General features: G+C 70.5%; 19 protein-coding genes. 6 read left to right on the forward strand and 13 right to left on the reverse strand.

What is annotated here, in order from left to right; all coding sequences use genetic code 11:
• Window positions 1-49 precede the first annotated feature (49 nt).
• Both ACZ61E_RS04915 and ACZ61E_RS04920 read right to left on the reverse strand, forming a co-directional pair.
• Complete coding sequence (locus tag ACZ61E_RS04915; protein ID WP_469697603.1) at window positions 50-844, reverse strand: MTAP family purine nucleoside phosphorylase; 795 nt, start codon at window positions 842-844, stop codon at window positions 50-52.
• A 17-nt stretch (window positions 845-861) separates the two neighbouring features.
• Entirely contained in the window at window positions 862-2070 is a 1209-nt protein-coding gene (locus ACZ61E_RS04920) for a glycosyltransferase 87 family protein (RefSeq protein ID WP_469697604.1), read from the reverse strand.
• A 287-nt stretch (window positions 2071-2357) separates the two neighbouring features.
• Here ACZ61E_RS04920 and ACZ61E_RS04925 point away from each other — a divergent pair, with 287 nt between their 5' ends.
• The 3 genes from ACZ61E_RS04925 (at window position 2358) to ACZ61E_RS04935 (ending at window position 5365) form a co-directional block, all read left to right on the forward strand.
• Window positions 2358-3101 (forward strand): helix-turn-helix transcriptional regulator, encoded by a 744-nt coding sequence (locus ACZ61E_RS04925; protein WP_469697605.1) that lies wholly within the window; start codon window positions 2358-2360, stop codon window positions 3099-3101.
• Between the two features lie 127 nt (window positions 3102-3228).
• A complete protein-coding gene (locus ACZ61E_RS04930) occupies window positions 3229-3759 on the forward strand; it encodes an SRPBCC family protein (protein ID WP_469697606.1) in 531 nt (176 codons plus the stop codon).
• Window positions 3760-3946: 187 nt separating this feature from the next.
• A complete protein-coding gene (locus tag ACZ61E_RS04935) occupies window positions 3947-5365 on the forward strand; it encodes a PP2C family protein-serine/threonine phosphatase (protein WP_469697607.1) in 1419 nt (472 codons plus the stop codon).
• A 79-nt stretch (window positions 5366-5444) separates the two neighbouring features.
• On the opposite strand, the gene ACZ61E_RS04940 is transcribed toward ACZ61E_RS04935, so the two are convergent.
• Window positions 5445-6935 (reverse strand): DNA-binding protein NsdB, encoded by a 1491-nt coding sequence (locus ACZ61E_RS04940; protein ID WP_469697608.1) that lies wholly within the window; start codon window positions 6933-6935, stop codon window positions 5445-5447.
• Window positions 6936-7167: 232 nt separating this feature from the next.
• Here ACZ61E_RS04940 and ACZ61E_RS04945 point away from each other — a divergent pair, with 232 nt between their 5' ends.
• Window positions 7168-8289 carry an aminoglycoside phosphotransferase family protein gene (locus ACZ61E_RS04945; protein ID WP_469697609.1) on the forward strand — a complete coding sequence of 374 codons (1122 nt, stop codon included), beginning with the start codon at window positions 7168-7170 and terminating at the stop codon, window positions 8287-8289.
• Window positions 8290-8370: 81 nt separating this feature from the next.
• Here the strand turns inward: ACZ61E_RS04945 and ACZ61E_RS04950 are convergent, their stop codons facing one another.
• Genes ACZ61E_RS04950 through ACZ61E_RS04975 form a run of 6 tightly spaced genes read right to left on the reverse strand, consistent with a single transcriptional unit; the run spans window position 8371 to window position 17373 of the window.
• Window positions 8371-11517, reverse strand: coding sequence for a ThuA domain-containing protein (locus ACZ61E_RS04950; protein WP_469697610.1), 3147 nt, complete (start codon window positions 11515-11517; stop codon window positions 8371-8373).
• A complete protein-coding gene (locus tag ACZ61E_RS04955) occupies window positions 11504-12475 on the reverse strand; it encodes a sugar phosphate isomerase/epimerase family protein (protein WP_469697611.1) in 972 nt (323 codons plus the stop codon). The genes ACZ61E_RS04950 and ACZ61E_RS04955 overlap by 14 nt, the downstream gene beginning before the upstream one ends.
• Window positions 12472-13692, reverse strand: a complete 1221-nt coding sequence (locus ACZ61E_RS04960; RefSeq protein WP_469697612.1) for a substrate-binding domain-containing protein — start codon at window positions 13690-13692, stop codon at window positions 12472-12474. The genes ACZ61E_RS04955 and ACZ61E_RS04960 overlap by 4 nt, the downstream gene beginning before the upstream one ends.
• Window positions 13689-14783: an ABC transporter permease gene (locus ACZ61E_RS04965; protein WP_469697613.1), complete on the reverse strand. Its 1095-nt coding sequence runs from the start codon at window positions 14781-14783 to the stop codon at window positions 13689-13691. The genes ACZ61E_RS04960 and ACZ61E_RS04965 overlap by 4 nt, the downstream gene beginning before the upstream one ends.
• Window positions 14780-15841, reverse strand: coding sequence for an ABC transporter permease (locus tag ACZ61E_RS04970; RefSeq protein ID WP_469697614.1), 1062 nt, complete (start codon window positions 15839-15841; stop codon window positions 14780-14782). Before ACZ61E_RS04970 ends, ACZ61E_RS04965 begins: the two co-directional genes overlap by 4 nt.
• A complete protein-coding gene (locus ACZ61E_RS04975; protein WP_469697615.1) occupies window positions 15838-17373 on the reverse strand; it encodes a sugar ABC transporter ATP-binding protein in 1536 nt (511 codons plus the stop codon). The genes ACZ61E_RS04970 and ACZ61E_RS04975 overlap by 4 nt, the downstream gene beginning before the upstream one ends.
• Before the next feature lie 171 nt (window positions 17374-17544).
• Here ACZ61E_RS04975 and ACZ61E_RS04980 point away from each other — a divergent pair, with 171 nt between their 5' ends.
• Together ACZ61E_RS04980 and ACZ61E_RS04985 are read left to right on the forward strand one after the other, a co-directional pair.
• Window positions 17545-18750: an ROK family protein gene (locus tag ACZ61E_RS04980; RefSeq protein ID WP_469697616.1), complete on the forward strand. Its 1206-nt coding sequence runs from the start codon at window positions 17545-17547 to the stop codon at window positions 18748-18750.
• 341 nt (window positions 18751-19091) lie between these two features.
• Window positions 19092-21092: an N-acetylmuramoyl-L-alanine amidase gene (locus ACZ61E_RS04985; RefSeq protein WP_469697617.1), complete on the forward strand. Its 2001-nt coding sequence runs from the start codon at window positions 19092-19094 to the stop codon at window positions 21090-21092.
• A 165-nt stretch (window positions 21093-21257) separates the two neighbouring features.
• Here the strand turns inward: ACZ61E_RS04985 and ACZ61E_RS04990 are convergent, their stop codons facing one another.
• From ACZ61E_RS04990 to ACZ61E_RS05005, 4 genes are all read right to left on the reverse strand, one after another.
• Window positions 21258-22373: a baeRF3 domain-containing protein gene (locus ACZ61E_RS04990; RefSeq protein ID WP_469697618.1), complete on the reverse strand. Its 1116-nt coding sequence runs from the start codon at window positions 22371-22373 to the stop codon at window positions 21258-21260.
• A 179-nt stretch (window positions 22374-22552) separates the two neighbouring features.
• Window positions 22553-24883, reverse strand: a complete 2331-nt coding sequence (locus tag ACZ61E_RS04995; protein WP_469697961.1) for a glycoside hydrolase family 95 protein — start codon at window positions 24881-24883, stop codon at window positions 22553-22555.
• A 672-nt stretch (window positions 24884-25555) separates the two neighbouring features.
• Window positions 25556-26056 carry a hypothetical protein gene (locus ACZ61E_RS05000; protein ID WP_469697619.1) on the reverse strand — a complete coding sequence of 167 codons (501 nt, stop codon included), beginning with the start codon at window positions 26054-26056 and terminating at the stop codon, window positions 25556-25558.
• A 78-nt stretch (window positions 26057-26134) separates the two neighbouring features.
• Window positions 26135-26377 carry a DUF397 domain-containing protein gene (locus tag ACZ61E_RS05005; protein WP_469697620.1) on the reverse strand — a complete coding sequence of 81 codons (243 nt, stop codon included), beginning with the start codon at window positions 26375-26377 and terminating at the stop codon, window positions 26135-26137.
• Window positions 26378-26644: the final 267 nt, after the last annotated feature.

Below are 26644 nucleotides of genomic sequence, written 5' to 3' on the forward strand. Positions count from 1 at the left end.
CCACATTCCACAAGCCCGAGACATGCCTGTCACCCGATGAGCTGTCCACTCACGCTTCGGCGGGCGCCGCGGTCGCACAACCGCACACGCCCTCGGTGGGAGGATTCTTCGCGAGGCTCGTCGCGACACCGGCGATGACCTCTCGGAACGCCTCGGAATGCGCGGTCCGCAGGTCCCTCCAGTGATGAGCGTTCAGCGCCCTGTCGCTCAGACCGGCTCCCATGTTCAAGACGCCGGCGATCGACCCGTAACAAATTCCGGCTTCCCTCGCCATGACACACTCGGGAACCCCGGTCATTCCGATCAGATCGCCTCCCAGCAGGCCGTACATGCGCACCTCGGCACTCGTCTCGAACCGGGGGCCGTCCGTGCAGACGTAGCAGGCCGCAGGTGCGTTGACATGAACGCCTCGCTGCTCGGCGACCTCCATCATCCGGTGCCGCAGGTCGGCGCAGTACGGATTCGTCATGTCGGCGAAAGCGAAGCGCTGATCGCTGAAGAGGGTGAACTGCGTGCGCTTTGTCGCGTCGATGAACTGATCCAGCAGTGCGATTCCACCGACGGGCAGTGTCGGACGCAGGGAGCCCACCATCGCGGTCGCGATGATCTGGCCGACACCGGCCCGGCTGAGAGCGGAAATGTTCGCCCTGTGGTTGATCGCGTGGCTGGCCATCGGCTGCCCGGTGCTGTTCCGGGTCAAGCTGATCACCTCAACGCCGGCGAGGAACCCTCGTTTCCCCCGCACGGTGCCGAACCGTGTCTCCGCCTTGAAGTCCTGCTCCTCGTCCAGCCAGCCCGACGTGTAGATCTCCTGGCTGCCTAGGATTCCCAGTGTGCTGGCCATGTCTCTCCCCGGGCTTCTCATCGCTCCGCATTCGTGTTGCCGACGGGCCTGTTCCGCGCAGAACTGAGCTCTCTCGATCCGGAGAGCCGTAGCAGGGCCACCGAAACGACGGCGACCAGTGCATAGCTTGTCGTCAGGACTTTGTCCCGCAGGCCGTAATCTCCCAGCGCCCCGATCGGCACGTCCCATGTGTAGGGGTGGACATAAAGAAGAACTCCCATGACGAGCGCACCGGAGAGAAGCAGACGGTCGCCGTACCGATAGCCCGCGACCCCGATGCAGGCAAGGGCAGGAATGAGCCACACATAGTGGTGGTTCCAGGTGACGGGCGAGATCAGCAGAGTGGCCACACCGCAGGCGCACACACCGGCCAAATCGAACCCACGACGGTACAAATAACACGCGACCGCGAGGGAAGCGCCGGCGCACAGGAGCACGAGGGCGACCCAGACGGGGAAGAAGTCCTGGGAGTTCGTCCACCTCTCCGTATTGCTCAGCAGGGAATGTGCCCGTGGATCGAACGCCTCTCCCGCACGGCTCGCCTCGAAAGCGGTCCCGGACCAGTAGTTCCACGAATCACGCGGCAGCACGACCGCCCCTGCGCCAACAGTGGCGACGAAGGCCACGACCGCACGGCAGGCGATTCTGTATCTGCGGGTGGCAAACAGGTACACGACGAGGAAGAGCGGAGTGAGTTTTATGCCGGAGAATACACCGAGGAGAATTCCTTTGTAGCGGCTCCTGTCGGGCAGGCTGAAATCCAGGAGGACGGCACATACGATGACGATGTTGTTCTGACCGAGCAGAAGTGTTTTGAAGACCGGATCCATCCACAGCAACGCGGACGAGACCAGGATGATCAATGCCGAATGTGTCGGCAGCCGGAGCTTCTTGAAGACGACCAGGATCAGCACATGCAGTGCGACGATGGAGACGGCGTTCCAGACGATGCTGAGCAGGGGAAGGGGTACCCTGGCCAAGGGGGCGTAAACCAGTGCGTCAAAAGGGGCGTGGGTGAACAGGGTCCCCGAGCTGTTCCAATAGATCGAGTCACCCGTGAGCACGGATTCCCCTGCCCGGAGCAGGACCTTCATGTCCCACATCCAGTCGTGATCATTTTCCCGGTTCGCGACCCAGATGAGAACGGACCAGAGCAGAGCGACGGCGCTGAACAGGAAGATTCTGGACGCTTTTGTGGCTGCTCTCGGCCGGTCTGACGAAGGCATTGCCTCGGTCTCTCCCTCCAGGAGATTTTCTCGCACCCATTGATGCCGGCCCCTGTTGGAAAGCCTGGCCGCCGATCACTCTCGATCGAAATTATCCGAGCGCCGGGGCCGCGGAAAGCTAGCCTTCTGGGGTAGCCGATCGGCTACCGGACTCCCAGCTTTTCCGTGCCGTCCCGGACAGGGCGGATGCATGACGATCACGACAAAATCCATCATTTCGCACCGTGACCGATGGCAATCACGCCCGCACGCGGGGTTGACACTGCCAATTGCCCGAGGCGACGATCATGTTGCGAGCGATCGCCGTCAAATCTCCCGCCGCCACGAGCCGGCCCACCGAGGGAGGGTTGAAATTGTCAGAGCCCGCTGCCGTTGAATCACTGGCGCCGGAGAGGGCGGACGTATTCGTGTTGATCCATGACACGCTGGATCGGCATCGCGTCGAGCACCTTCTCGCCAGGGCGGTTCACAGAGCCCGGGTGCACCCGTTGAACCCGCGCGACACCTCCACTCCCCCACGGAACAGTTCCGTCATCGTGCTGATCCGCGAGATCGACGAACCGGTTGCCAGGAAATTAGTTGATTTCGCTGGAATCGGTTGCAAAGTGCTCGCACTCGTGGACAACGAGAGAGACGCCCCGTGGGACAAGTTGTCGGGCTTACCGATCGGCGGCTTACTGTCCACGGGAGAGCTTTCCGAGGAATCACTCCGTCTCGCCCTGCGCCGAATGCGTGAGGGCGAGTTTCCTATTTCGGTCAATTTGGCGCACGCCCTGCTCTCCGGAAGAGCCACCGACCGCACCGGGGGTCCGGAGAATCCCAGGATTCGAGTCACTCCACGGGAGAAGCAGACCCTGGACCTGCTGGTCGACGGGCTCAGCAACAAAGAGATAGCGCTCCGTCTGGACATCTCCCTGCACGGCGCCAAGCGGCTGGTGGCCAACATTCTCGCCAAGCTCAACTGCGACAACCGGACGTCGGCCGTCACCCGCGCGCTGCGGGACGGGGTGTACGAGGAGTACCGGGACTGACGGTCCCGGGCGTCCCGGGCGTGCCGGGCCGGGCGGGACCCGGGCGGACGGCGGCGCCTTCCGGACACGTTCTACAGTCGGGGGTCCCGGTCGTCCACGGCGTGCCGGGTACAGGATCGGAGACTCCATGCCGCGTACGTTCACCGTGTCCGACAGCGTCGTCATCGCCGCTTCTCCCGCCGCGGTCTACGGGCGGATCAGCCGGCCCGCCCTGATGGGCCGGTGGAGCCCGGAGAATCTCGGGGCGACCGTCCGGACCCCGGAGGGCGGTCGGGGCGCGGACCCCGACACCTACGTGGGGATGGTCTTCGACGGGCACAACAAGCGCGGTGCGATGCGGTGGACGACGCGGTGCACGGTGACCGCCGCCGACACGGACGAGCGGTTCGCCTTCCGTGTCCACGCGATCGGCGTCCGGACCCCTCGGCTGCGGGCTCCCATCGCCAGCTGGGAGTACCGTCTGGAGGCGGTCGACGGCGGCACGCGCGTCACCGAGACCTGGACGGACGACCGGCGCTCGTGGCCCGACTCCGTCGCCCATCTCTTCGACCGGGTCGCCACGCGCGGGCACACCTTCGCCGACTTCCAGGCGCGGAACATCCGGCGGACGCTGAGTAACCTCAAGCGCGTGGTCGAGGGTCCCCCGGCCGGGGACTGACGACCGCGTCGACCCGCCGCCGGGACCCGCCGGTGACGGTAGGTCACTTGCCCCGCCCGTGGCATATGCCCGAAGCACCACCGGATCGAGTGTTGCCGAATCCCTTACGGCCCATAGCGGCCTGTGCAACAGTCATAACGGTTCACTCTTCAGACCTGGCAGTGCCACGCCTGTATCGGAGTTCGAGATGCCGTCCCATCTGTTCGCGGACCGCCCCGCCCCGCGGCCACCGGAGCGAGGCGTGGTGGAGTCCCTCATCACGCGCACCCGCAGCCTGCGCGGTGACGTGGACGCCGTGCGCAGGGACGCCGTCGCGGACGAGCACGACACGCTGTGGCGCTGGCAGCGTGCCCTCTGTGACCTGGCCGTTCATCAACTGGACGATCTCGGCGCCCACTTGGGACAGCTCAGGAACGGTCTGCCCGACAGCGGGGCCGAGGCGGCGTCCTCCCCGGCGGCGGACGCCGGGGAAGAGACCGGTTCGCTGCTCAACCGGGTGGGCACCGCCGAGTGGAACCTCCTCACCGACGGGGTCATCTGGTCGCCGGAGCTGTACGAGATCTTCGGCCGGCCGCCCGAGAAGGGCCCGATGACACTGGACGAACTGCCGTCCGTGATGGTCCCCGAGGACCAGGGGCTGCTCCAGACGCTGGTGACCGAGTGTCTCGTGGACGGCAGGCACATCGACGCCGAGTTCCGCGTCGTCAGGACCGACAAGCGGGTCCGTACGCTGCACATGACGGGCGAACCCGTACTGGACTCCGACGGCTGCACCGCCTCGATGTGGGCGGTGCTGCGGGACGTCAGCGAGTTACGCCGCAGCAGACGCGCCGTCGACGAGTCCGGTGACACGCTGCGACGCCGCGAACGGTCCGCCAGGACCGAGCGGAAGCTCGTGGCCGAGTTGCGGGAGGCCGTACTGCCGTCGTGGCGCGGGTCGCTCCAGTGCCCCCAGAGCGAACCGGGGACGCTGGATCTGGCGGGCCACTGTCTGCCGCCGGCCGGCGGCGGACTCGTCGGCGGCGACTGGTTCGACGCGCTGAAGCTGCCCGACGGAAGCACCCTGCTGACGGTCGGCGACCTCATGGGCAACGGTCTGACGGCCGCCTCCACGATGGCGATGCTCCTCGGCGCCCAGCGCGGTATGGCGGTGGCGGGCGTGGAGCCCGGCGCGCTGATGGGTCATCTCAACCAGTTGCTCGACACGGCCGATCAGCCCGCGCTCGGCAGCGCCGTCTGCTGCCGCTACCGGCCCGGGACACGCACCCTTGTCTGGGCGCAGGCGGGACACCCCGCCCCGCTGCTGTTCCGCGACGGGACGGGGCGCGCGCTGACCCCACTGGACGGCGTCCTGCTCGGCGCTACGTCTGGCGCCACGTACGAACAGGCCGAGACCGGGCTGCTGCCCGGTGACGTGCTGGTGCTGCACACCGGCAGGCTGACGGACCGGACGGGTGTGGACCGGCTGCTGGCGCTCGGGCCCCGGCTGACCGGGGCGCCCGACGCGCAGGACTGTGTCAGGACGGTCGTCGAGGAGTTCGGCGGGACCGGACGGGACGACGACGCCTGTGTACTGGTCGCCAGGATCGGCGGCGACCGCGCCTGAGCGTTGCCTCAGTGCCGGTTTCCCGCACGGTGACGGGCGTCCTGCTCCGGTGATGGGTGTCCGGTGAGGGGTGTCCGCTCTAGATCTCCGAACTCCTCGGTTTCCTCGCCGGGTTCGGCAGCACCGCGTCGATCTCCTCGCGCAGCTCCTGGATCCCGGCGTGCGTACGGTACTGACCGGTGAGCCGGTACATCTCCCTCAGCCGGTCCCAGGTCCGGTGCGACGAGGTCTCCCCCATCGACACCAGCGCCAGCCGCGCGTAGCGGTCCGCCTGTTCGGGATCGTCCGCGATGAAGCAGGCCGAGGCCAGGGAGAGATAGTCGAAGATCATCGACCGCTGGCGGCCGTTCTGCCGCAGCTCGATCGCCCGCTTGGCGTGCCGTTGGGCCATGGCCGCCGCCGAGGGCTCGTGGTCGGCGAGGGTACGGAAGGCGAGCGCCTCCATGCCGTGCATGTCCGCCTCGTCGAACATCTGCATCCAGCTCGGCGGGGGCACGTCGCCCTTGTCCGAGACGAACAGGTCCTCCGCCTCGCCCAGGGTCCGGCGCATGGCCTGACCCCGTCCCATCGACGCCTGCGCCCACGCCTCGATCGTGCAGAGCATCGCCCGGGTACGCGGCAGCACCTCGTCACCCGAACCGGACTTGGCCAGTTTCATCAGGTCCAGCGCCTCGTCCGGGCGGCCCAGATGGACCATCTGACGGGCCGCCCTGGACAGCGCCTCACCCGCGCGCGGACGGTCGCCGCCCTCGCGCGCCGCGTGGGTGGCGATGACGAAGTACTTCTGGGCGGTGGGTTCGAGGCCGACGTCGTGCGACATCCAGCCGGCCAGGACCGCCAGGTTGGCGGCGACGCCCCACAGGCGCCGCTGGAGATGGGGAGGGTGACGGTACGACAGCATGCCGCCCACCTCGTTGAGCTGGCCCACCACCGCCTTGCGCTGGAGGCCGCCGCCCCGGGCGGCGTCCCAGGCCCGGAACACGTCGACCGAGTGCTCCAGCGCGTCGATCTCCTGGGACCCGATGGGGGCGGCCTCGTACCGGTCGTACCCAACGGGGTCGGCGTGCAGGGGATCGGCGCCGCGGGGGGCGTCGGCGGTCAGTGCGGGATCTGAGTGCAGCCAGTCGTGCATGGAACTGCTGAGTGCGGAGCCTGCGGTGAGCACGGCACCCGCGCCCACCAAGCCGCGTCGGTTGAGCATGAGGTCCATTCCCGTGAATTCGGTGAGGACCGCAGCCGTCCGGTCGGGCGCCCAAGGCAGGCCGTCGGGGTTCGAATCGTTCCCGGCGTCCCGTCGTCTCCCCGCGCGTCCGTGTCGTACGAACCCGAGGTCCTCGATGGTCACGACACGGCCGAGCCGCTCGGTGAACAGGGAAGCCATCACCCTGGGTACCGGATCGCGAGGGATCTCCCCCATGTCGATCCAGCGTCTGACCCGCGAGGTGTCGGTGGCCAGTTGGGGGTGGCCCATGGCCGCCGCCTGCCTGTTCACCAGCCGCGCGAGTTCGCCCTTGGACCAGCCGGCGAGGCCGAACAGGTCCGACAGACGGGTGTTGGGTTCTCCGGTCACGTCAAGCCCCCAGGTTCTCGGCTGAGTTGACAGTAACCGTCCGTCAGGTACCTGGCGACTATTCGCCAGGCTTCGCCAGGGTGCGCCAGATGGTGTGCCACCCGTGGCGGGGTGTCGTGTTAGGAACGCGCCACCCCGGCCCGGCGGCCCGGCACATTCCCCAGGGTGTGGAACGGCCGCCGGGCCGGGGAAGCGCGGTAACTCGTCGGTACACGAAGGGACTCGTTCGCCCATGTACACAGCGTCGTCGTACACAGCATCGTCCTCCGTGTCCACCCCGCCCCGGCACCCGCGGCCACCCGCGGCCGGCGGCGGACCCTATCTCGATCCCTCCCAGGCCGGGCGGGCCAGGCGCTGGCCGGGGACGGCCGGCGGGCCGCTCGGCGGCAGGCTGGACCTGTCGGGCACCCAGGGCGCGCAGTTGAGGATGGCCATCGCCTCGGTGCACCGGATCTGTCCGGAGTTCAACCCCGTGCAGGTGCTGCGGCGCAGTGGCCGCTCGGTGCTGCTGGTCGGGACGACCGGACGGACGACCGCGGTGGCGAAGTGCTTACTGGACCGGTCACCCGCGTGGGCGGAGAGCTTCCGGCACGAGATAGCGACATACCGTTCCTTCGTGCGCCACCGGCCGCCGGTGCGGGTGCCGCGGCTGATCGCCGCCGATCCCGACAACTGCACGCTGGTCGTGGAGCGGATGGCCGGACGGGCGGCGGCCCTGTCGCGCCACCCGGCCGAGGCTCCGCCGCGCGCGGACGTCCGGGCCGTGCTGGGCGCGGTGGCGCGGCTCAACACCTGGCGTCCGCCGGGCGACATGTTCGGTCCGGGTCTCGACTACGCCCGCCGGATCACCCGCTACCACGAACTGGGTCTTTTCACCGACCGTGATCTGGGCGACATGCAGAAGCTGCTGCACGGGCTGGGGCGGCCGGGCATGCGGCAGTTCTGCCACGGGGACGCGCTGCTCTCCAACATGCTGCTGTCGCCCGCCGGACCGGTGCTCGTCGACTGGGAGCACGCCGGCTGGTATCTGCCGGGGTACGACATGGCGACGCTGTGGATGGTACTCGGGAACAACCCGCTGGCGCGCCAGCAGATCAACAGGCTCGCGCAGGCCAGGGGTACGGCGGACCGGGACGCCTTCCTGGTGAATCTGATGCTCGTGCTGACCGGGGAGATCCGTAAGTACGAGACGGCGGTGCAGCGCACCATGCGCGAGGCGCCCGCCGCAGGGGCGCACCAGCCCCCGCCGGGTGCGGCGCCGACGGGTGAGGAGCAGCGGCTGCTGCTGCGGCGGCTGCACGACGACTGCGCCATGGCCCGCAGGGCAGTGCGGGCCGCGGTCGGGACGCGTTGACCGGCGGTCGGTCGCCCGGTCGCCGGACGGCTGCGTGAGCCCGTCCGGCGACCGGGGACGGTCACCGCCGCCAGGGGGTGGCTACGGCCCGGCGAACTCCACCGTGTCCACGTCGAACGCGTTGTTCTGCGGTGACGTGAAGACGAGATAGAGCTTGTGCGTGCCGTCGTGGGCCTTCACCGGTACGGGATCGGTGGGCCGGTAGACGTCCCAGTCCCCGGTGTTGGGGATCGGGGTGGTGGCGAGCAGTTCACCGTCCGGGGCGCCGGCCCGCAGTTCGATCGCGCCGACTCCGTACGGTGAGGAGACCTGGTAGCTGACCGAGTCGACGCCCTCCACGCTCATCGGTTCGAAGGCAACCCAGTCGCCGTCGCTGATGTCGCCGATGCGTTTGCCGTTCGCGGCGCCGGCCTGGTTGACGATCCGTGTGCCCGACTGGTCGTCGTGGTACTCGGCCTGCTTGAGCTTGGGTTGCAGGACCGACCGGCCGTAGCCGGTGAGGGCCGGTGCCCCGTCGCCGCCGCCGTCGGTGTACTTGGCGTTGAGCACGTAGGTCAGGTCCGCGCCCTCGGGGTGGCCGCCCAGGTCGCCGGTGTCGACCGTGCCCTCGCAGCCGGGGATGTCGTTGGTCGGGTGCTCGTGGTCGTCGTGTCCGAGTGCCGGGTTGATGGTGACCTCGGAGCAGTCGACGGCGCCGTCCTCCGGGTCGGTGACGGTGATCCTGTACGGGATCCGGTCGCCGAACTCGATGAGTTTGCCGTTGACGGGGATCTCGACGGTCACCTTCGGGGCGGTGTTGCCCGCGGTGATGGGCACGTTGGCGAAGCCGGACTTGCCGCTGGAGTCGGTGACCTTCAACTGGGCGCTGAACTCGCCTCCCTCGGTGTAGGTGTGGGTGGCGTTCTCGTCGGTGGAGTCGTAGGTGCCGTCACCGTCGAAGTCCCATTCGAAGGTCAGCGCGTCGCCGTCCGGGTCGGCGCTGCCCTCGCTGGAGAACTCCACCTCCAGCGGGAGCGGTCCGTTGGTGACGGAGGCCGCGGCCTTGGCGACCGGGCTGCGCCGCCCCTGGGCGTAGTCGACGCGGTAGAGGCCGGAGTCGTTGTTGCCGCCGCCGAACTCGCTGCCCCACTCCAGGACGTACAGGGAGCCGTCGGGCCCGAAGGTCATGTCCATGGGGCTCTTGAAGGCCACCGAGTCCATGAAGTCGTTGATCTTGAGGAGCTTCTCGTCCTGGTCGAACCGGACTTCCTTGATGTAGTTGCGCGACCATTCGTAGAGGAAGCTCGCCCCGTCGAAGTACTCGGGGAACTTCGTCTCGGACGGGTTGTCGGCGTCGTAGCGGTAGACGGGTCCGGCCATCGGGGCCGAGCCGCCCTCGCCCATCTCCGGGAAGTGCTCTGACACGCCGTAGCCGTACCAGAGTTCGGGCTGCTGGATGGGCGGCAGCTTCGTCAGTCCGGTGTTGTTCGGCGAGGGGTTGGTGGGGTTGGCGCAGTCGAACTTGGCGCCGGTCTCCCCGGTGTCCGGGTTGTACGGCGCGTACGCCTGGTTGTCACCGTGGCAGAAGGGCCAGCCGAAGTTCGCCGGCTTCTTGATCACGTTGTACTCGACCAGGCCCTCGGGGCCCCGGTCGGTGGTGGGCAGTCCGCGGTCCGGGCCGTAGTCGGCGAGGTGGACGTAGCCGGTCTCCTGGTCGACGGTGAAGCGGAACGGGTTGCGGAAGCCCATCGCGTAGATCTCGGGCCGCGTCTTGGCCTTGCCCTTGGCGAAGAGGTTGCCCTTGGGGATGGTGTAGCCGCCGTTCTTCGTCGGCTTGATGCGCAGCAGCTTGCCGCGCAGGTCGTTGGTGTTGCCCGCGGTGCGCGCGGCGTCGAGCATCTCCTTGCCCTCGCGCCAGTCGATCGGCGCGTAGCCCTGCCAGTCGGGGTCGAGGTTGGGTGGTACGTCGTCGCCGACACCGAGGTAGAGGGTGCCGTCGGGGCCGAACTCGACGGCTCCGCCGGTGTGTCCGGGCTCGGTGAAGGTGCGGGAGCGGTAGGCGGGGACGTCGAGGAGCTTCTTCTCGCTCGTGAGGTCGAGGGTGTTGCCCTTGAGGGTGAAGCGGGAGAGCCGGTTGATGTCCTTGGTCTCGGCGGCCGGCGCGTAGTAGAGGTAGACCCAGTTGTTCTGCGCGAAGTCCGGGTCCAGTTCCATGCCGACGAGGCCGTCCTCGCCGCCGGTGTAGACGTCGAGCTTGCCCGCGGTGACGGTGGAGTGGGACGCGGGGTCGAAGATCTTCAGCTCGCCGTTGCGCTGGGCGTACACGGCGCGGCCGTCGTCGGCGACGTCCAGCTCCATCGGGTCGGCGGTGTTGTCGTCGAGCGTGATCTTCTCGTAGGCGCCCCAGTCGGTGCCGCCGCAGTCGCCCGGCTTCTCACCGGCCGCCCACTGGAGGCCGCCGACGACATGGTCGCGGAACGCCTCTTCGTCGTAGGCGGGGGTGTCGTGGCCCATGGCGGTGGCCCAGACCTTGCCGCCCTCGGTGTTGCGGCACCAGGAGATGGGGTGGTCGGCGCCCATGGCGTCGGGGCCGGGGTTGTACGTGGTCTCGTCGGCGGTGACCAGGACATGGACGTCGCCGCGGGGGTTCTCGTCGAAGTTGTACCACTCCTCGGGGCGTTCCCAGCGCTCGGGGAGCCCCTTGGTGGAGGGGTGGACCTGGTCGGCCACCTTGGCGGTGCCCTGGAGCACGCCGGGCGAGTGGGTGGGCATGTGGGCGCCGCCGTTGATGGTCTCGTCCCACCAGGGGAACGCCTCCTCGACGCCCATGTCGAGGGTGTTGTGGATGGCGACGACGCCCTTGCCGCTCTGGACGTAGGTCTTCATGGCCTGCCGCTGGGCCTCGGTGTCCCAGACCATGCCGGAGTTCTGGAGCATCACGATGGCGTCGTACTGCGCGAGGTTTTCGTCGTCGAAGACGGCGGGGTCGTCGCTCTGGACGATCTCGAAGCCGTTCTCCGCGGCCTCCTCCTCGAACATCTTGATGCCGTTCGGGATGGATCCGTGGACGTAGCCGACGGCGCGGGTGAAGAGCAGGGCCCTGAAGGCGGGTTCCTCCTTCCCCCTCTCGGCCGCTCCGGCGCCGGTGGGCAGGGCGGTCACGGCGAGCAGCAGGGCGCCGGCGACGGCGACGAACGCTCTTCGGATCGCTCCCCCGCGCACCTTTCTGTCATGGTCATGCCATTTCATCTGCCGGTCCTCTCTCGGGGGCGGGATCGGTCGTGTGCGGGATCGGTCGTGTGCTGACGCGCGGACAGCCCTGGATTCCGGCGAGGACCCGGCGCAGGAACGCCAGTCCGTCGGTGGCCAGCGCGTCCTGGCTGGGTGCGAGCGGACGCCATACGGAGGCGGCGACGGCGATCGCGTCGTTGTGGGCGGTGAAGGACTCGACGCACAGCGGACCCCGGTAGCCGGACCGCACGAGGGCGGTCAGGAAACCGGGCCAGTCGAGGTGGTCGGCGCCGGGCGCGCCGCGGTCGTTCGCGCACACCTGGACATGGACGACACGGCTGCCCGCCTCGCGTACGGCGCCGGGCAGTCCGCGCTCCTCGATGTTCTGGTGGTAGACGTCGAGCGCGATACCGATGGCCGCCGGGTCGAGGCCCTCCATCGCTTCGAGGCACTGGGCGACGGTGTTGAGCAGACTCGTCTCGTACCGGTTCAGCGGCTCGACGCCGATCGTCACTCCCGCGTCCCCGGCGTGGGTGACGACGGGCTCGATGTGCTCACGCCACTCGGCCCACGCCGCGGCCCGCTCGGTGTCCGTCATCCGCCAGGAGCGCCCGACGGCCGTGTAGACGGGACCGGCCACGACGGGCGCCCCGATCACGTGGGCCGCGTCGACACAGCGCCGCAGATAGTCCTGGGTGGCGCGCACGGTCGCCGGGTCGGTGGCCACCAGATCGCGGCCGGGCGGCATGACGGCGACGACCGCGGCGGGGGCGAGCCCGGTCGAGTCCAGCAGTTCCGACACGGCGGCGGGCGCCCAGTCACCGGCCTGTTCCAGCGGGAGTTCGACACAGTCGAAGCCCCAGTCCGCCAGCCGTGGCAGTGTCCCGGCGAGGGCGTCGCCGTCGACCGGTGAGTGCCAGATCCATGGGTTGGCGCCGAGCGCCAGGGGCGCCGACGGCCCGGTAGCCGTGCTCACTTGCCGCCCCAGTCCTTCGGGAATCCGGGCATCGACTCGCAGCCGCACATCGCGTAGTGCAGCGGCGGCATGCCGGGCTTCAGGTAGTCGGCGAGGTTGTCCTGGGTGATGGTGGGCTGCGGGAGCTTCCACTCCTTGGGCACGTCCTCGCCCTTGAGGATGTCGAGCGCGGCGATCACGGGCGTACGCCACTGGAACGTCGGGTACGCGGGGGCGATCGCGGTGAGGTCCTTGTCCTGCCACGCCTGGAGGAAGTCCTGCTGGTCCTCGCCGGTGATGGGCGGTACGTCCTTGCCCGCGTCCTCGAACGCCTCGACGGCGGCCACGGCCGTGGCGCCCGAGTCCATCCACACACCGTCGATGTCGCCGTGCCGGGTGAGCGCGTCGGTGACGACCGACTTGGTCTTGGCCGGGTCCCCGTCGGTGAACTTCACGTCCACGACGTCGAGTTCACTCTTGTCGAAGGCGACCTTCGCGGCCGACCAGCGGGTCTCCAGGACGTCGACGCCGGGCGAGATGCGCAGCGCGAGGACCTTGCCCTTCGGTTTCACCTTCTCGACGAGGAAGTCGGCCGCCACCGCGCCGTACGCGTAGCCGCCGATCGGGTTGACGAAGGTGACGGCGCAGTCGGTCTCGACGCCCCGGTCGAAGACGATGACGGGCACCTTGCCGCAGGCCTGCTTGACGGCCGGGGTGAGGGTGGCCGTGGTGTTCGGCGAGACGATCAGCGCGTCGCAGTTCCGTCCGGCCAGTTCCTGGATGTCGGAGATCTGTTTGTCGTCCTTGCCCTGGGCGTCCAGGACGGTGAACTTGCTGATCTCCTTGTGCAGTTCCACCTCGGCCCGCATGTTCTTCAGCCCCACCTGGCGCCAGGGGTTGAAGACTCCCGCGTTGGAGAAGCACAGCTCGATCCCGCTGGGGTCGGCCATCTTGTACTGGGCGGTGTCGACCATCTCGGGGTTGAGCATCTGCTCCCAGGGCTTGTCCTCCGGTCCCTCGGGCTTCTCGTCGGCGAGGGCCAGCTGGCGGTCGTACTCGGCCTGTTCGAAGAAGGTGGACTGCTTCCCGGTGCCCGCGTCGGCGGTGCTCCCGCTGCCCGAGGCGGCGGGGGGCGACTCGGGTGGCGCGTCGCTCGTGCAGGAGGTGATCAGTACGGCGCCGAGCAGCGCGGCGCCCGCGGCCAGGGCGCGTCGGCGAAGGGGCCGGATGGCGGTCATGAGGGTGTTCCTCCCGAGGGGTGCGTACCGGTGGGGTGCGTACGGTCCGGTGGGACGGGGCCCGGTGGCCCGCCGCCGGCCGGCGTACGGCGGCGCAGGCGGGACCAGTCGGCGGCTCCGAGGCCGACGGCGGCGATGACGATGACTCCCTGGACGGTGGACTCCAGTGCCCCGGAGACACCTTGGAGGTTGAGCAGGGTGAACAGGGCCTGGAGGGAGAAGGCGCCGGCCATGGCGGCCACCACCGAGCCCCGTCCGCCGCCGAGGACCACACCTCCGAGGACGACGGCGGTGATGGCCTCGAACTCGTAGCCCCGGCCCGCCTGCGCGGAGACCCCGGAGAAGCCGCCGACGAGAACGGCGGCGAGGGCCGCCGCGGCGCCGGAGAGGATGAAGGCGACGGTCCGTACCCGGATCACCCGTACGCCGGAGAGCGCGGCGGCGCGGTCGCTGTCACCGGTGGCGACCAGCGTCCGGCCGAAGTCGGAGCGGGTGACGAGGACGGCGACGGTCCCGGCGACGAGACAGGCGACGACCGCCCAGGGCAGCCAGCCGAAGGCGGTGCCACGTCCCAACTGGCGGAAGGCGGTGGGCAGTACGCCCTGCGGTGAGCCGCCGGTCCAGAAGAAGACGGCGCCTTCGAGGATGAGCATCATGCCGAGGGTGGTGATGAAGGACGGCACCCGCAGAACGGTGGTGATCAACCCGCTGACCAGCCCGGCCAGACCGCCGGCGACGAGCAGCACCGCGGTGACCACCAGCCAGTGGGCATCGGGGAAGGAGCCGTACAGCTCGGCCGCGACGACCACGCCCGCGGTGACGATCGCGCCGACGGAGAGGTCGAACTCGCCGCTGACGATGACCAGATACTGCCCGGCGGCCAGGATCACCAGCGGCGCCGCGCGTTTGACGAAGGAGAGGAAGCTGTCGGGTTCGTAGAAGCCGGGGTCGGTGACCAGCAGCGCGAGGAGCAGCACGGCCAGCAGCCCGTAGACGGGGGCGCCGGTGCCGAGCGCGCGGACGATTCGCCTGCCGGGCGGGGCGGTCGGGGCGGTCCCGGCCGCGTGTGCGGTCTTGGCGCGGGCGGTCACGCGGTCCTCCCTTCCGTCGGGGCCTTCGGTGCCTTCGGGGTCCGGCGCGGCCGTGCGTAGATGGCGACGGCGGCGATGATGACGACGCCGCGCACGACGTTCTTGAAGAACGGGTCGACCGACAGCTGGTTGAACACGCTGTCCAGCACGGCGAGGACGAACACACCGCCGAGGGTGCCCGCCACTCCCCCGCGCCCGCCGGCGAGGGCCGTGCCGCCGAGGACCACGGCGGCGATCGACTCCAGGTCGTAGCGCGCCTCGGTGCCCGCCCAGGGCGCGCCCGCGCCCAGCCGGGCGGCGAGGAAGAGCGCGGCGGCGCCGACGCAGAGCGAGCACAGGACGTGTGCGACGACGACGGTGCGCCCGGTCCGTACGCCGGAGAGCCGGGCGGCGTGTTCGTCGCCGCCGGTGGCGTACATGTGGTGGCCGATGCGGGTACGGCGGGTGATCAGCCACATCACGGCGGCCACGGCGATGAGCAGGAACACCGAGACGGGGACGGGGCCGACGCGGTCGTAGCCGAGGCGCTGGAAGGAGAGGGGGACCTCGCCGGCGGGGCCGGTGTAGTTGTCCTCGATCCAGCCGCGCAGGATGAACGCCATGCCGAGGGTCGCGATGAAGGCGTTCACCTTGAGCCCGGTGACGATCAGCCCGTTGGCGAGTCCGACGGCGGCGGAGAGCGCGAGGACGGCGAGGACGGCGGGGACGACGCCGCCGCTCGCCATGGTCTCGGCGGCGACGAGTGTGCCGAGGCTGATGAGGTAGGCGACCGAGAGGTCGAGCGAGCCGGTGAGGATGACGGCGGACTGGCCGACGGCGACCAGACCGAGGGCGACGCAGTTCTGGAGGATCGCGACGGCGTTGGTGGTGGTGAGGAAGTTCCCGCCCTGGGCGGTGACGACGATCCAGCCGAGGAGGGTGACGGCGAGCGCGGCGAGCCAGACGCCGACGACGGGGTCGACGGACCTCCAGGGCGCGCGGGACGCCCGGTTCCCGGAGGGCGATGCCGGTTTCGGCGGGGGCCCGGAGGGGGCGGGAGCGGATTCGAGCGCGGTCACGCGGGGCCCTCCCGTCCGGCGGGTGCGGCGGTGGCGTGCGGGCCGTGGCCCGCGCCGAGGCCCCGGCCCGGCCCTTCGGTGGCGAGGCGCATGATGCTCTCCTCCGTCGCCCCGGCGGGCAGTTCACCCACGAGGCGTCCGTCGGACATCACCAGGAGCCGGTCGCTCATCCCGATCAGCTCGGGCAGTTCGGAGGAGATGATCAGCACGGCGAGTCCCTCGCGGGCGAGTTCGCGCACGAGGGTGTGGATGGCGGCCTTGGCGCCGACGTCGACACCCCGCGTGGGTTCGTCGAAGAGGAGCACCCGGGGGTTGGCCGCCAGCCATTTGGCGATGACGACCTTCTGCTGGTTGCCGCCGGACAGGAACTGGGTCTGCTGGTCCTCGCCGCGCGACCGGAGCCGTACGCGTTCGAGGAGCGCGGTGACCTCGCGGCCCGCCGGGGGTCTGCCCCGTACGGCGACGGCGCGGGTGACCAGCAGCGCGTTGTCCCGCACCGACTGGCGCAGGGCCAGCCCCTCGGTCTTGCGGTCCTCGCTGACCAGCGCGATGCCCGCGCGGATGGCTTCGCGCGGTCGCGACGGCCGCAGCGGCTTCCCGCCGACGGTCATGGTGCCGGTGGTGAAGGGCGCGGCCCCGAACAGCGCGCGGGCCAGTGACGTACGTCCGGCGCCCTGGAGGCCGGCGACCCCGACGACCTCCCCGGCGCGCAGTGTCAGATCGATGTCCCTGATCCGGGCGTTGCCGCCGCCGGTGACGGTGAGCGTCACGTCGCCGATCTCGTCGTGGCGGGCGCGCGGTGGGTAGTACGCGGTCAGGTCGCGGCCGACCATGGCGCGGACGATGTCGTCCGGGGTGGTGTCGGCGGTGCGCACGGTGGTGACACGGCGGCCGTCCTTGAGGACGGTGACGCGCTCCGAGAGGTCGAAGACCTCCCCCAGGCGGTGCGAGATGTACAGGATGCCGAGGCCGCGCGCGGTCAGCCGGCGCACCAGGGCCGACAGGAGCGCGACCTCGTGGTCGGCGAGCGGTGCGGTTGGCTCGTCCATGACAAGCACACGTACGTCGGAGGCGAGCGCCTTGACGATCTCGACGGTCTGCTGCCGGGCGACGGAGAGGTCACGCACGAGCGTGCGCGGGGTGATGCCCGTCTCGTCGATCTCGGCCAGGAGTTCGGCGGTGCGCCGTTCCATGGCGGTCCGGTCGACGAGACCGTAGCGGGTCGGCTCCCGGCCGAGGAACACGTTCTCGGCGACGGTGCGGTGGGCCAGGAGCGCGAACTCCTGGTGGATGATGCCGATCCCGGCGGCCTGCGCCTGACCGGGGTGGCTGAACGTGTGCGCGGTTCCGTCGAGGGTGATCGTGCCGGTGTCCGGGGTGTGCTCGCCGGCCAGGATCTTCATCAGGGTGGACTTCCCCGCGCCGTTCTCGCCCACCAGGGCGTGCACCTCGCCCGGCTGAAGATCGAGTCCCACGTCATGGAGCACGCGCACCCCGAGAAAGCTCTTGGACACGCCCTGCATCGTCAGCATCCCCTGGCTCCTCGATGGCTCGGTCGCGGTCTGCTGTGCAATGTCGTGACAGACCTTTGACCTGTCAAGGGTCTAAGCGCCCTTCTCTGAGGCTCAGTTGACGGAGACTTAGGCCGGTCGGCGAATTAACCGCGTCTTGTGAGCGGCGAAAGTCGTCCCTAAAGTGAGGCCATGCCTGCGCTGCCGGATCACAGCAGTTACGCCGTCTCCCACACACCGGGCGAGGTGCTCACGCTGATCAGTTCCGGGGCCGCCGCCACCCGCGCCGACCTCTCCCGGATGACCGGTCTCGCGCGCTCCACGGTCTCCCAGCGGGTGGACGCGCTCATCGCGCACGGCTTCGTCGACGAGTCGGGGCCGGAGGCCGGCGGCTCGACCGGCGGCAGGCCGCCGCGCAGGCTCCGGCTCCGTACCCGCGAGCACGCGGTCGCGGGCGTGGACCTCGGCGCCTCGCACTGCCGGGTGGCTCTGATGGACATCGGCGGTGCGACGCTGGCGACGCGGGAGGACCCGCTGTCGATCGGGGACGGCCCCGACTCCGTGCTGCGCCATGTGGAACGTACGCTGCACACCCTGCTGGAGAGCTCCGAGCGCGATCCGCGCACGCTGCGGTCGATCGGGGTAGGGGTGCCGGGGCCGGTGGAGTTCTCGACCGGGCGTCCCGTCGATCCGCCGATCATGCCCGGCTGGCACCAGTATCCGATCCCCGAGTTCTTCGCCTCGCGCTTCGGCGCGCGGGCGCTCGTCGACAACGACGTGAATGTGATGGCCCTGGCCGAACAGCGGCGGGCGTTCCCCGACACCCGCTTCCTGCTCTACATCAAGGTGGGCACGGGCATCGGCTGCGGCATCGTCGCCGACGGCAGGCTGCACCGCGGGGCGCAGGGCAGCGCGGGCGACATCGGCCACATCAAGGTGGGCGACCAGGAGGACGCCTGCCGGTGCGGGAACTTCGGCTGTCTGGAGGCGGTGGCCGGCGGGGCGGCGATCGCCGCGAGGCTCGCGGGCCTCGGACTCGACGCCGCGTCGGGCAGCGATGTCGTGCGGCTGGTGAAGTCCGGCAACAGGGACGCGCTGCGCATGGTGCGCGAGGCGGGCCGCGCGGTCGGCGAGGTCCTGGCGGGGCTGGTGAACTTCTTCAACCCCGACACGGTGGTGCTCGGCGGCGCGCTGGCCGCCGTGCACGACCAGCTGCTCGCGGGCGTGCGCGAGGCGGTGTACCGGCGGTCGCACCCGCTGGCCACTCATGTGCTGCGGATCGAGCCGAGCCGTACGGGTCAGAACGCGGCGGCGTTCGGCGCGGGGATCCTCGCGATCGAACACGCCCTGTCCCCGGCGCAGGTGGACCGGCAGCTGGCGCGCGAGATCACGTCATGAGCGCCGCCGGGACGCTCTGACCGGCGTCCGCCCGACCAGAACGGACGCTTCATCAGTCCCACGGAAGGTCAAGGTCCGATCAACATCGTTCCGGTCCGGGCGGGTCCGCACATTGGTTCACACCACTGACGCGCCGCAGGCCCGTGGCCTGCCGCCCGCGAAACTCCCCGACACGCGCGCTGACGTGCGAAATCCCGGCCGTCACGCCTGATTGACGGATCGCCTCCGAGCCGATACCCCTGTACCCCTGCCCTGTACTCCGCACCGCGGGCCCGTACGACGGGCCGGACGGCGGGTACGGCTCCGCGGGCGCTTCGCGCACCACGTCACTGGAGGCCGCATTGCCAGGTTCCGCCCCCACATCCGTCAGAACCGCCCGCAGGCGTGCGGCGCGAACGGCGGGCGCCGTCGCCTCGGCGGCCCTGCTGCTTCCCCTGGTGTCGGCCGCTCCCTCGGCCACCGCCGAACAGCCCACCGCGGGCGCGCTCCAGCGTGACTTCGCCGCGGCGGCGGACCGGTACGACGTACCGGCGAGCGTCCTGCTCGCCGTCTCCTACCTCCAGTCGCGGTGGGACACACACGGCGGCGCGGCCAGCGTGACCGGCGGCTACGGCCCCATGCACCTCACCGACGCCAGGACCGCGATCGCCGAGGCGCCCCACCACTCCCACGGCGCGGAGGACGCCCGCGGCGACACCTCCCGCCCGGTGAAGACGGGGGCCCCGGACTCGGTCCGGGACGTGGTCGTGCCCGAGAACTCCGAACTGCCGGCCCGGCTGCGCACCGTCGACCGGGCGGCGAAGCTCACCGGGCAGTCGACGGAGCGGGTCAGACAGGACACCGCCGCCAACATCCGCGGCGGCGCTGCCCTGCTGGCCGACGCCCAGCGCGCTCTCGGCAAGCCGCTCAGCGCCGACCCCGCCGACTGGTACGCCGCCGTCGCCCGCTTCTCCGGCGCCGACGACGCGGCCACCGCCGCCACGTACGCCAACGACGTGTACGCGGTGATCAGGGACGGCCAGCGGCGTACCACCGACACCGGACAGCGGGTGGCGCTCCGGGCGACGCCCGCCGTCTCGCCCGACACCTCGCAGGTCTCGGAGCTCGGGCTGCGCCGGATCGACGCGGGCCGGACGGAGTGCCCGCGCAGCGTGGCCTGCGAGTGGATCCCGGCGCCGTACGAGGAGTTCGGCGAGGGCGACTACGGCAACCACGACAAGGCCGACCGCCCCAGGGCGGGGTCCCCCTCCATCAACACGATCGTCATCCACGACACCGAGGCGACCTGGGACACCACACTCAAGCTGGTCCAGGACCCCACGTATGTCTCCTGGCACTACTCGCTGCGCTCGTCCGACGGGCACATCGCCCAGCACGTCCCGCTGAAGGACGTCGGCTGGCACGCGGGCAACTGGTACGTCAACTCCACGTCGGTGGGCCTGGAGCACGAGGGTTTCCTCGTCTCCCCCGACGCCTGGTACACCGAGGCGATGTACCGGACGTCCTCCCGGCTGGTGCGCTACCTCGCCGACCGGTACGACATCCCGCTGGACCGGCAGCACATCATCGGCCATGACAACGTGCCCGGTACGACGGCGGCGACCATCGCCGGTATGCACACCGACCCGGGTCCCTACTGGGACTGGGCGCACTACTTCGAACTGCTGGGCAAGCCGTTCAAGGCGGACGGCGGGCGCGGCGCGGGCGCGGTGACGATCCGTCCCGACTACGCGTCCAACCAGCCCGTCTACACGGGGTGTGTGACGGCAGGTCAGGCGTGTGCCCCGCACGGCTCGGGAGCGGTCCGGCTGCACACCGCGCCGGACGCGGCGTCGCCGCTGGTGAAGGACATCGGTCTGCGGCCGGGCGGCGGGGACTCCACGACCGGGGTCAACGACCTGGGCGCACGCGCGTCGACGGGTCAGCAGTTCGCCGTCGCCGGGCGCGAGGGCGACTGGACGGCGATCTGGTACCTGGGCCAGAAAGCCTGGTTCCACAACCCGCGGACGGCGCCCACGGCCGTGAGCGCCCAGGAGCGGGTGCTGACACCGAAGGACGGTCTCGCGGAGGTACCGGTGTACGGCAGGGCCTATCCGGAGGCGTCGGCGTACCCGGCCGACATCCCGGTGCAGGCGATCTCCCCGTTCCCGTACAAGCTGCTCGCCGGTCAGAAGTACGTGGTCGGTGACCGGGTGCCGGGCGCGTACTACTTCGCGCCCACCTTCGACACGACGGGGCACCGCGTGGTGCGGGGCGAGGAGGAGTACTACGAGATCCAGTTCGGGCACCGGGTCGCCTATGTGAAGGTGTCCGACGTCCGGGTCCTGCCCTCGGGCCGCTGAGAGTCCGCCGGCCGGCCGTCGATCGGCGGCCGGCCGGCGGACTCCGGGACGCGGCTCCCGCGGGGCGACGGGCGCCACCGGCCTGTGGGGGGCCGGTGGCGCCGACTCCGCTCTCCCGTCCGCCACCGCGCACGGCCCATTGCGTCACGCCCACGGCGCGGCCGGTCAGTAGCGCAGCACCGCGGCGATCCGGTGGTGGTCGTCGAGTACGTCGTCGTCGAGGAACACCACCTGGGCGCCGCCGTCCAGTGCCGTCTCGACGAGTTCGTCGACGATGTCGTCCTGCACCTCACGGCCGAGGGACTCCCCGCCGTCGCCGTCGACCGGGATCAGATGGCCCTCGCTGACCCTGGCGGAGCGCTGGAAGTGCTCCTCCACCGCCACCAGGCCGGCCCGCCGCTCGCGGACCGCGTCCCAGACCTCGTCCAGACCGCCGGCGAAGGTACGCCTGCCCTTGGCGTCGTCCAGCCGGGCCAGGACCTCCCGCTCCTCGCCCCGCGCGTACTCCTGGACCATCGGCCGGACCGCCTTGGCCAGCACATGCGCCGGGCCCTCGGAGAGTCCGCCCTTGGCCAGCCGGCCCGCGGCCGATCCGGAGGTGGTGCCCGCGTCCTCCAGCAGGGCGAGCGCGGGGGCGACACCGACCAGGTGGAACGGGCGCGGGCGGGTGGCGAGGACGGCCGCGAAGGCGTCGTCGACCGACCGCAGGAACTTACGGGTCTCCTCGTCCATGAAGGTGCTCGGGGTGTCGCCTATCCGCTCCTCGCGCTCGACGTCCCACGTCTCCTCGGGCGGCGTCATCGGGAAGCCGTCGGCGCGGTGCTCGTGCAGGGAGTCCCCGACGCCGCTCCACAGCGTCGCGCGGTCGGCGGCCACGCTCAGCACCCAGTAGCGGTGCAGCTGGGCGGTGGCGGCCACCAGGTTCCGGGTCAGATAGGTGTCGCTGACGACGACGGACTCGGGCGTGTCACGGGGCAGGTACCAGACCTGGTGCTCCCGGGCGTCGGCGAGGATCACCAGCCCGTCGAGCTTGTGCCGCAGGTCCACCTCGGCCACCGCCCGGTCGAGCTGCACCCTGACCGCCTGGCGCGTCGTCTTGGGCACGTCCGGATCGGCCTCCATCCGGTGCACGGCCTCGGACAGGACATTGCGCAGGCGCACCGGGTCCTGGTCGTTCAGCGGCTCGTGCCGGTGGGTGGGCATGGTCAGGGACACCGCCGGATACGGCCTCGGCCTGCGCAGTCCCCGCAGGACTTCGGGCGTCAGATCGTTACTGTCCATGCTGCCCCTTCGCTCGGCGGAGGTCCCACACCGGCGGAGCGGCCGGCTGGAGTGCCCCGGACCTGTTTCCATCTTGCGGGACAGCGCCGACATCCGCAGGGGCGCGCGGGCGCCGGACGCGGCGGGGTCCCGTCCCGGCTGCCGCCGCTGCCGGGACGGGACCCCTCGTACCGCCGCCGTCAGTGACGGCCGCGGCGCGCCGGGAATTCGTAGACCTGGCCCGCGGTGGCGCGGAACTTCTTCTCGCCGCCGGGCAGCAGGGTGCTGCGCAGGGTCAGGTTTCCGGTGCGGCTCGCCGTGAGGACGATCCGGGTCGCCTCACCCGCGGCCCAGGTGATGTCGAGCGTGGCGCCGCCGCGTGCCCGCAGCCCGGTGACCGAGCCGTCCGGCCAGGACGCGGGCAGGGCCGGCAGCACCTCGATCGGGCCGTGCTGGCTCTGGAGCAGCATCTCGGCGACACCGGAGGAGGCGCCGAAGTTGCCGTCGATCTGGAACGGCGGATGGGTGTCCCAGAGGTTCGGCAGGGTGGAGCTCCTGAGCTGCTCGGTGAGCATCTTGTGCGCGTGGTCGCCGTCCCGCAGCCGCGCCCAGAAGTTGATCTTCCACGCCTTGCTCCAGCCCGTTCCGCCGTCCCCGCGCGCGGTCAGCGACACCTTGGCGGCGTCGGCCCACTCGGTGCCGACCTCGATCTGCCGGCCCGGGTGCAGCCCGAAGAGGTGCGAGACGTGCCGGTGGTCGTTGCCGGGGTCGTCCAGGTCCTCCTTCCACTCCTGGAGCTGGCCCCACGAGCCGATGCGCAGACCGGGGTCGAGGTCGCGCAGCGCCAGCCGGAGCCGCCTGCGGAACCGGGGGTCGTCGCCCAGGGTCTCCGAGGCCTCCAGCGTGTTGGTGAACAGGTCGTGCACGATCTGCTGCGACATCGCGGCGCCCGCGGTGAAGTCGCCGTTCTCGGGCGAGTAACTGGGATTGACGACGAGCTTGCCGTCGCGCGGGTCGGTCCGCAGGAAGCCCAGCCAGAACTCGGCGGTCTCCTTCATCACCGGGTAGGCGGTGGAGCGCAGATAGTCGGTGGAGGCGTTGAAGCGGTAGTGGTCGTACATCTGCTGGGTGAGCCAGGCACCCGCCTCCGGGAACCAGAACGACTGCGGGTACTGGTGCAGCCCCGTGAAGCCGTACGGATTGGTCTCGTTGTTCACCACCCAGCCGGCCGTCTCGAAGATCTCCCGCGCGGTGGTGCGGCCCGGTTCACGCATGGAGTCGACGTACTTGTCGTACGGCACGGTGGTCTCGGCGAGGTTGGTCACCTCGGCGAGCCAGTAGTTCATCTGGAGGTTGATGTTGACGTGGTAGTCCGCGTCCCAGGGCGGGTTGGTGACGTTGTTCCACACGCCCTGGAGGTTCGCGGGCAGCGATCCGGCCCGCGAGGAGGCGATCAACAGATACCGGCCGTACTGGAAGTACAGCGCTTCGAGCGCCCTGTCCGCGTCGCTCGCGCCGCCGGTGTACCGGGCAAGGAGCTGGTCGGTCGGCAGATCGGGCAGCCGCTGGCCGATGTCGAGCGACACCCGGTCGAACAGCCCCTGGTGGTCGGCGACATGCTCGGCGCGCAGGTCGTCGTAGGAGCGGCCGGCCGCCCGGTCGACGGCGCCGGTCACCGCGGCGTGCGGGTCGTCGGTGCGGTAGTCGGGGTAGGTGTCGGCGTAGTCGGTGCCGGCCGCGAGGACGAACCAGGCGCTGTCGGCGCCGGTGACGGTGAGGGTGCCGTCCCCGGCGTTGACGGTGCCGCCTTGCGTCCGTACGCGGATCTGGCCCTCGAAGACCAGCCCGTTGTTCTGGAGCCTGCCCCGGATGGTCAGCCGGTCGCCGGCCGCCGTGGCCGTGAAGTCGTCGCGCGGGGAGGTGTACCGGAGGGTGAAGCCGATCCTGCCGGGCTGGTCCGCGGCGAACCGGCCGGCGATGACCTCGCCGGGGTGGGAGGCGAAGAACTCCCGCGTGTACGTGGCGCCCTGGTGGGCGTACGAGACCGAGGCGAGGGCCGAGCCGATGTCGAGCGCGCGCCGGTAGGAGGAGTCGGGGGCGCCGGGCGCGCCGGGGACGTCGAGCAGCAGGTCGCCGAAGACGTTGTAGGAGCCGAAGTTGTGCTTGGGCTGGCCCAGCTCGGCGGCGACGGCCTCCGGGGTCATGGACCCCTCGGCGTCGATGCGCTCCTGGACACCGCGCAGCACTCCGGGCCGCGGGCTGGTCCAGTTGCCGTGGTCGTAGCCGGGGGCGCCGGGGCCGCCGGTCCACAGGGTCTTCTCGTTGAGGACCAGTCGCTCGGAGGCGAGGGTTCCGTAGATGCCGGCACCGAGGGCGCCGCTGCCGATGGGGAGGCTTTCGCGCTCCCAGTCGGCGGCGGGCTTGGTGTACCAGAGGGTCAATTCATCGGAGGGGTCGGCAGCCGCGGCCCTACCGGCCAGAGCGGGAACACCCAGCGCGAGGGCACTGGTGACGCCGAGTGCGGACTTCATCGTGGTTCTGCGGGTGATGCCCTGAGTCATGCGGCAGACGTTAAAAGTCCGATGACTGAATTGGCAAGGCACATGACAAAACCTCGCGGCAGGCAATTTCCCCGCCGCGGGGCGGTGGGGTGGGGTAGCGCCGTGCGGCGCGCGGCGGTTCACGCGCGGAACACGTCCGGCACGGAGTCGGGTCCGCGGTGCGGAACAGGTCCGATGACCGGCGGGATCGCGCCCGGACCATCGCCCGGACGTGGGTCGGGATCACCGCACGGGCCGCGTCCGGATCAACGGACGGACGGAGTAGGGATCACCGCACGGGCCGCGTCCGGATCAACGGACGGACGGAGTAGGGATCACCGCACGGGCCGCGTCCGGATCAACGGACGGACGGAGTCGGGATCACCGCACGGGCCGCGTCCGGATCAACGGACGGACGGAGTCGGGATCACCGCACGGAGAGCGCACGGACCATCGCCCGGACGTGGGTCGGGACCGCCACCGCACGGGCCGCGTCCGGACCGTGGCCCGTACCGGGTCAGGATCACCGCACCGATCGCGTCCGGATCAACGCACGGGCCGGGGCGGCGTCAGCGCACGGATCGCGCATGGATCGCGCATGGATCGCGCATGGATCGGATCGGTGCCGCCCGGGGCCGGGGGCCTGGCACGGCCCCGACCCGGTCAGCCCTGCTGGAAGAGCTCCGCGGGCAGCGGCTTCAGGAGCGCGTAGAGGTCGTCGGTGATCGGCCGGTCCCAGCTGGCGATGGTGACGAGGACGTTGTCGCTGCGGTCGAACTGCACGCAGGCGATGCGGCTTTCGGAGAGCTTCAGCCGACGCACGATCAGCAGGTTGTCCCCCTGCATGACCGGCACGTCCTCGGTGCCGACGACGTCGACCCGCTCCTCGTTCTCCAGGGCGAGCAGCAGCTGCGCCACCTCGAAGGGGATCTGGCCGTCCTCCACCTCGCGCGCCGGTGAGCCCTCGGGCAGATTGCCGATGATCATCGCCGGGCCGCGTCCGCCGAAGAGGTCGTACCGCAGGAAGACGCCCTGACAGCTGCCGTCGGGGGCGGGCAGCAGACCGGCGCCCAGATTTCCGGGCCAGTCACCCGGGTCCATGGCCAGGACGTCGAAGTCCGGGCCCGCGGGTGTGGCGGAGCTGCGGCGGCGGAGGAAGGACATGCCGCCATGGTACGTCGCCGGTGGAACCGGCCGGCGCGGGGCCCGGGGCGCGACGGGGGCGCCGGGAAGCCGCCTCGGTCAGGTGAGGTCGAACTCCCCGTCGCGGGCGTTGAGCACGAAGGCCCGCCACTCCGCGGGGCTGAAGATCAGTGAGGGATTCTCCGGTTTGCCGCCGTTGCGCATCGCGATGAACCCTTCGACGAAGGCGATCTGGACGTCCCCGGTGCCCTGGCTGCTCGAACGCCAGTCGGCCTTGCTCAGGTCCAGATCCGGCTTGTCCCAGCCCGCCAACGGCTGCTGGGTGGTGGTGCTCTCAGCCACGTCCCGCTCCTTCCGGCTCGTCGTCCGGGGCCAGACTATCGATCGTCAGCGGTCCCGGACAGGCCGCTGCACGGGCCGCGCCCAACCCCCGCCGGGCGGCGCCGGGTTGCCGTCGCACACCCTCCGGCCCGCGCCGGTCACGGATCCGGCCGGGCCCGTACAGCCGCACCGGCGCGCCCCCGAGCCTTGACGCCGGTGCGGACGGCTGGATTACTGGGCGGCAGGAAGATCAACCGAATGATCGGTCGCCCGGTCGCCCGGGTGCCC

The organism is Streptomyces sp. NPDC104581 (assembly GCF_055583685.1).

Excerpts from the sequence above, each read along its gene's own strand:
- ACZ61E_RS04950 (WP_469697610.1), bottom strand. The coding sequence starts at position 11,517 with ATGAAATGGCATGACCATGACAGAAAGGTGCGCGGGGGAGCGATCCGA.
- ACZ61E_RS04915 (WP_469697603.1), bottom strand. The coding sequence starts at position 844 with ATGGCCAGCACACTGGGAATCCTAGGCAGCCAGGAGATCTACACGTCG.
- ACZ61E_RS04990 (WP_469697618.1), bottom strand. The coding sequence starts at position 22,373 with ATGGACAGTAACGATCTGACGCCCGAAGTCCTGCGGGGACTGCGCAGG.
- ACZ61E_RS04930 (WP_469697606.1), top strand. The coding sequence starts at position 3,229 with ATGCCGCGTACGTTCACCGTGTCCGACAGCGTCGTCATCGCCGCTTCT.
- ACZ61E_RS04920 (WP_469697604.1), bottom strand. The coding sequence starts at position 2,070 with ATGCCTTCGTCAGACCGGCCGAGAGCAGCCACAAAAGCGTCCAGAATC.
- ACZ61E_RS04975 (WP_469697615.1), bottom strand. The coding sequence starts at position 17,373 with ATGCTGACGATGCAGGGCGTGTCCAAGAGCTTTCTCGGGGTGCGCGTG.
- ACZ61E_RS05000 (WP_469697619.1), bottom strand. The coding sequence starts at position 26,056 with ATGTCCTTCCTCCGCCGCCGCAGCTCCGCCACACCCGCGGGCCCGGAC.
- ACZ61E_RS04960 (WP_469697612.1), bottom strand. The coding sequence starts at position 13,692 with ATGACCGCCATCCGGCCCCTTCGCCGACGCGCCCTGGCCGCGGGCGCC.
- ACZ61E_RS04935 (WP_469697607.1), top strand. The coding sequence starts at position 3,947 with ATGCCGTCCCATCTGTTCGCGGACCGCCCCGCCCCGCGGCCACCGGAG.
- ACZ61E_RS04980 (WP_469697616.1), top strand. The coding sequence starts at position 17,545 with ATGCCTGCGCTGCCGGATCACAGCAGTTACGCCGTCTCCCACACACCG.
- ACZ61E_RS04995 (WP_469697961.1), bottom strand. The coding sequence starts at position 24,883 with ATGAAGTCCGCACTCGGCGTCACCAGTGCCCTCGCGCTGGGTGTTCCC.
- ACZ61E_RS04945 (WP_469697609.1), top strand. The coding sequence starts at position 7,168 with ATGTACACAGCGTCGTCGTACACAGCATCGTCCTCCGTGTCCACCCCG.
- ACZ61E_RS04925 (WP_469697605.1), top strand. The coding sequence starts at position 2,358 with ATGTTGCGAGCGATCGCCGTCAAATCTCCCGCCGCCACGAGCCGGCCC.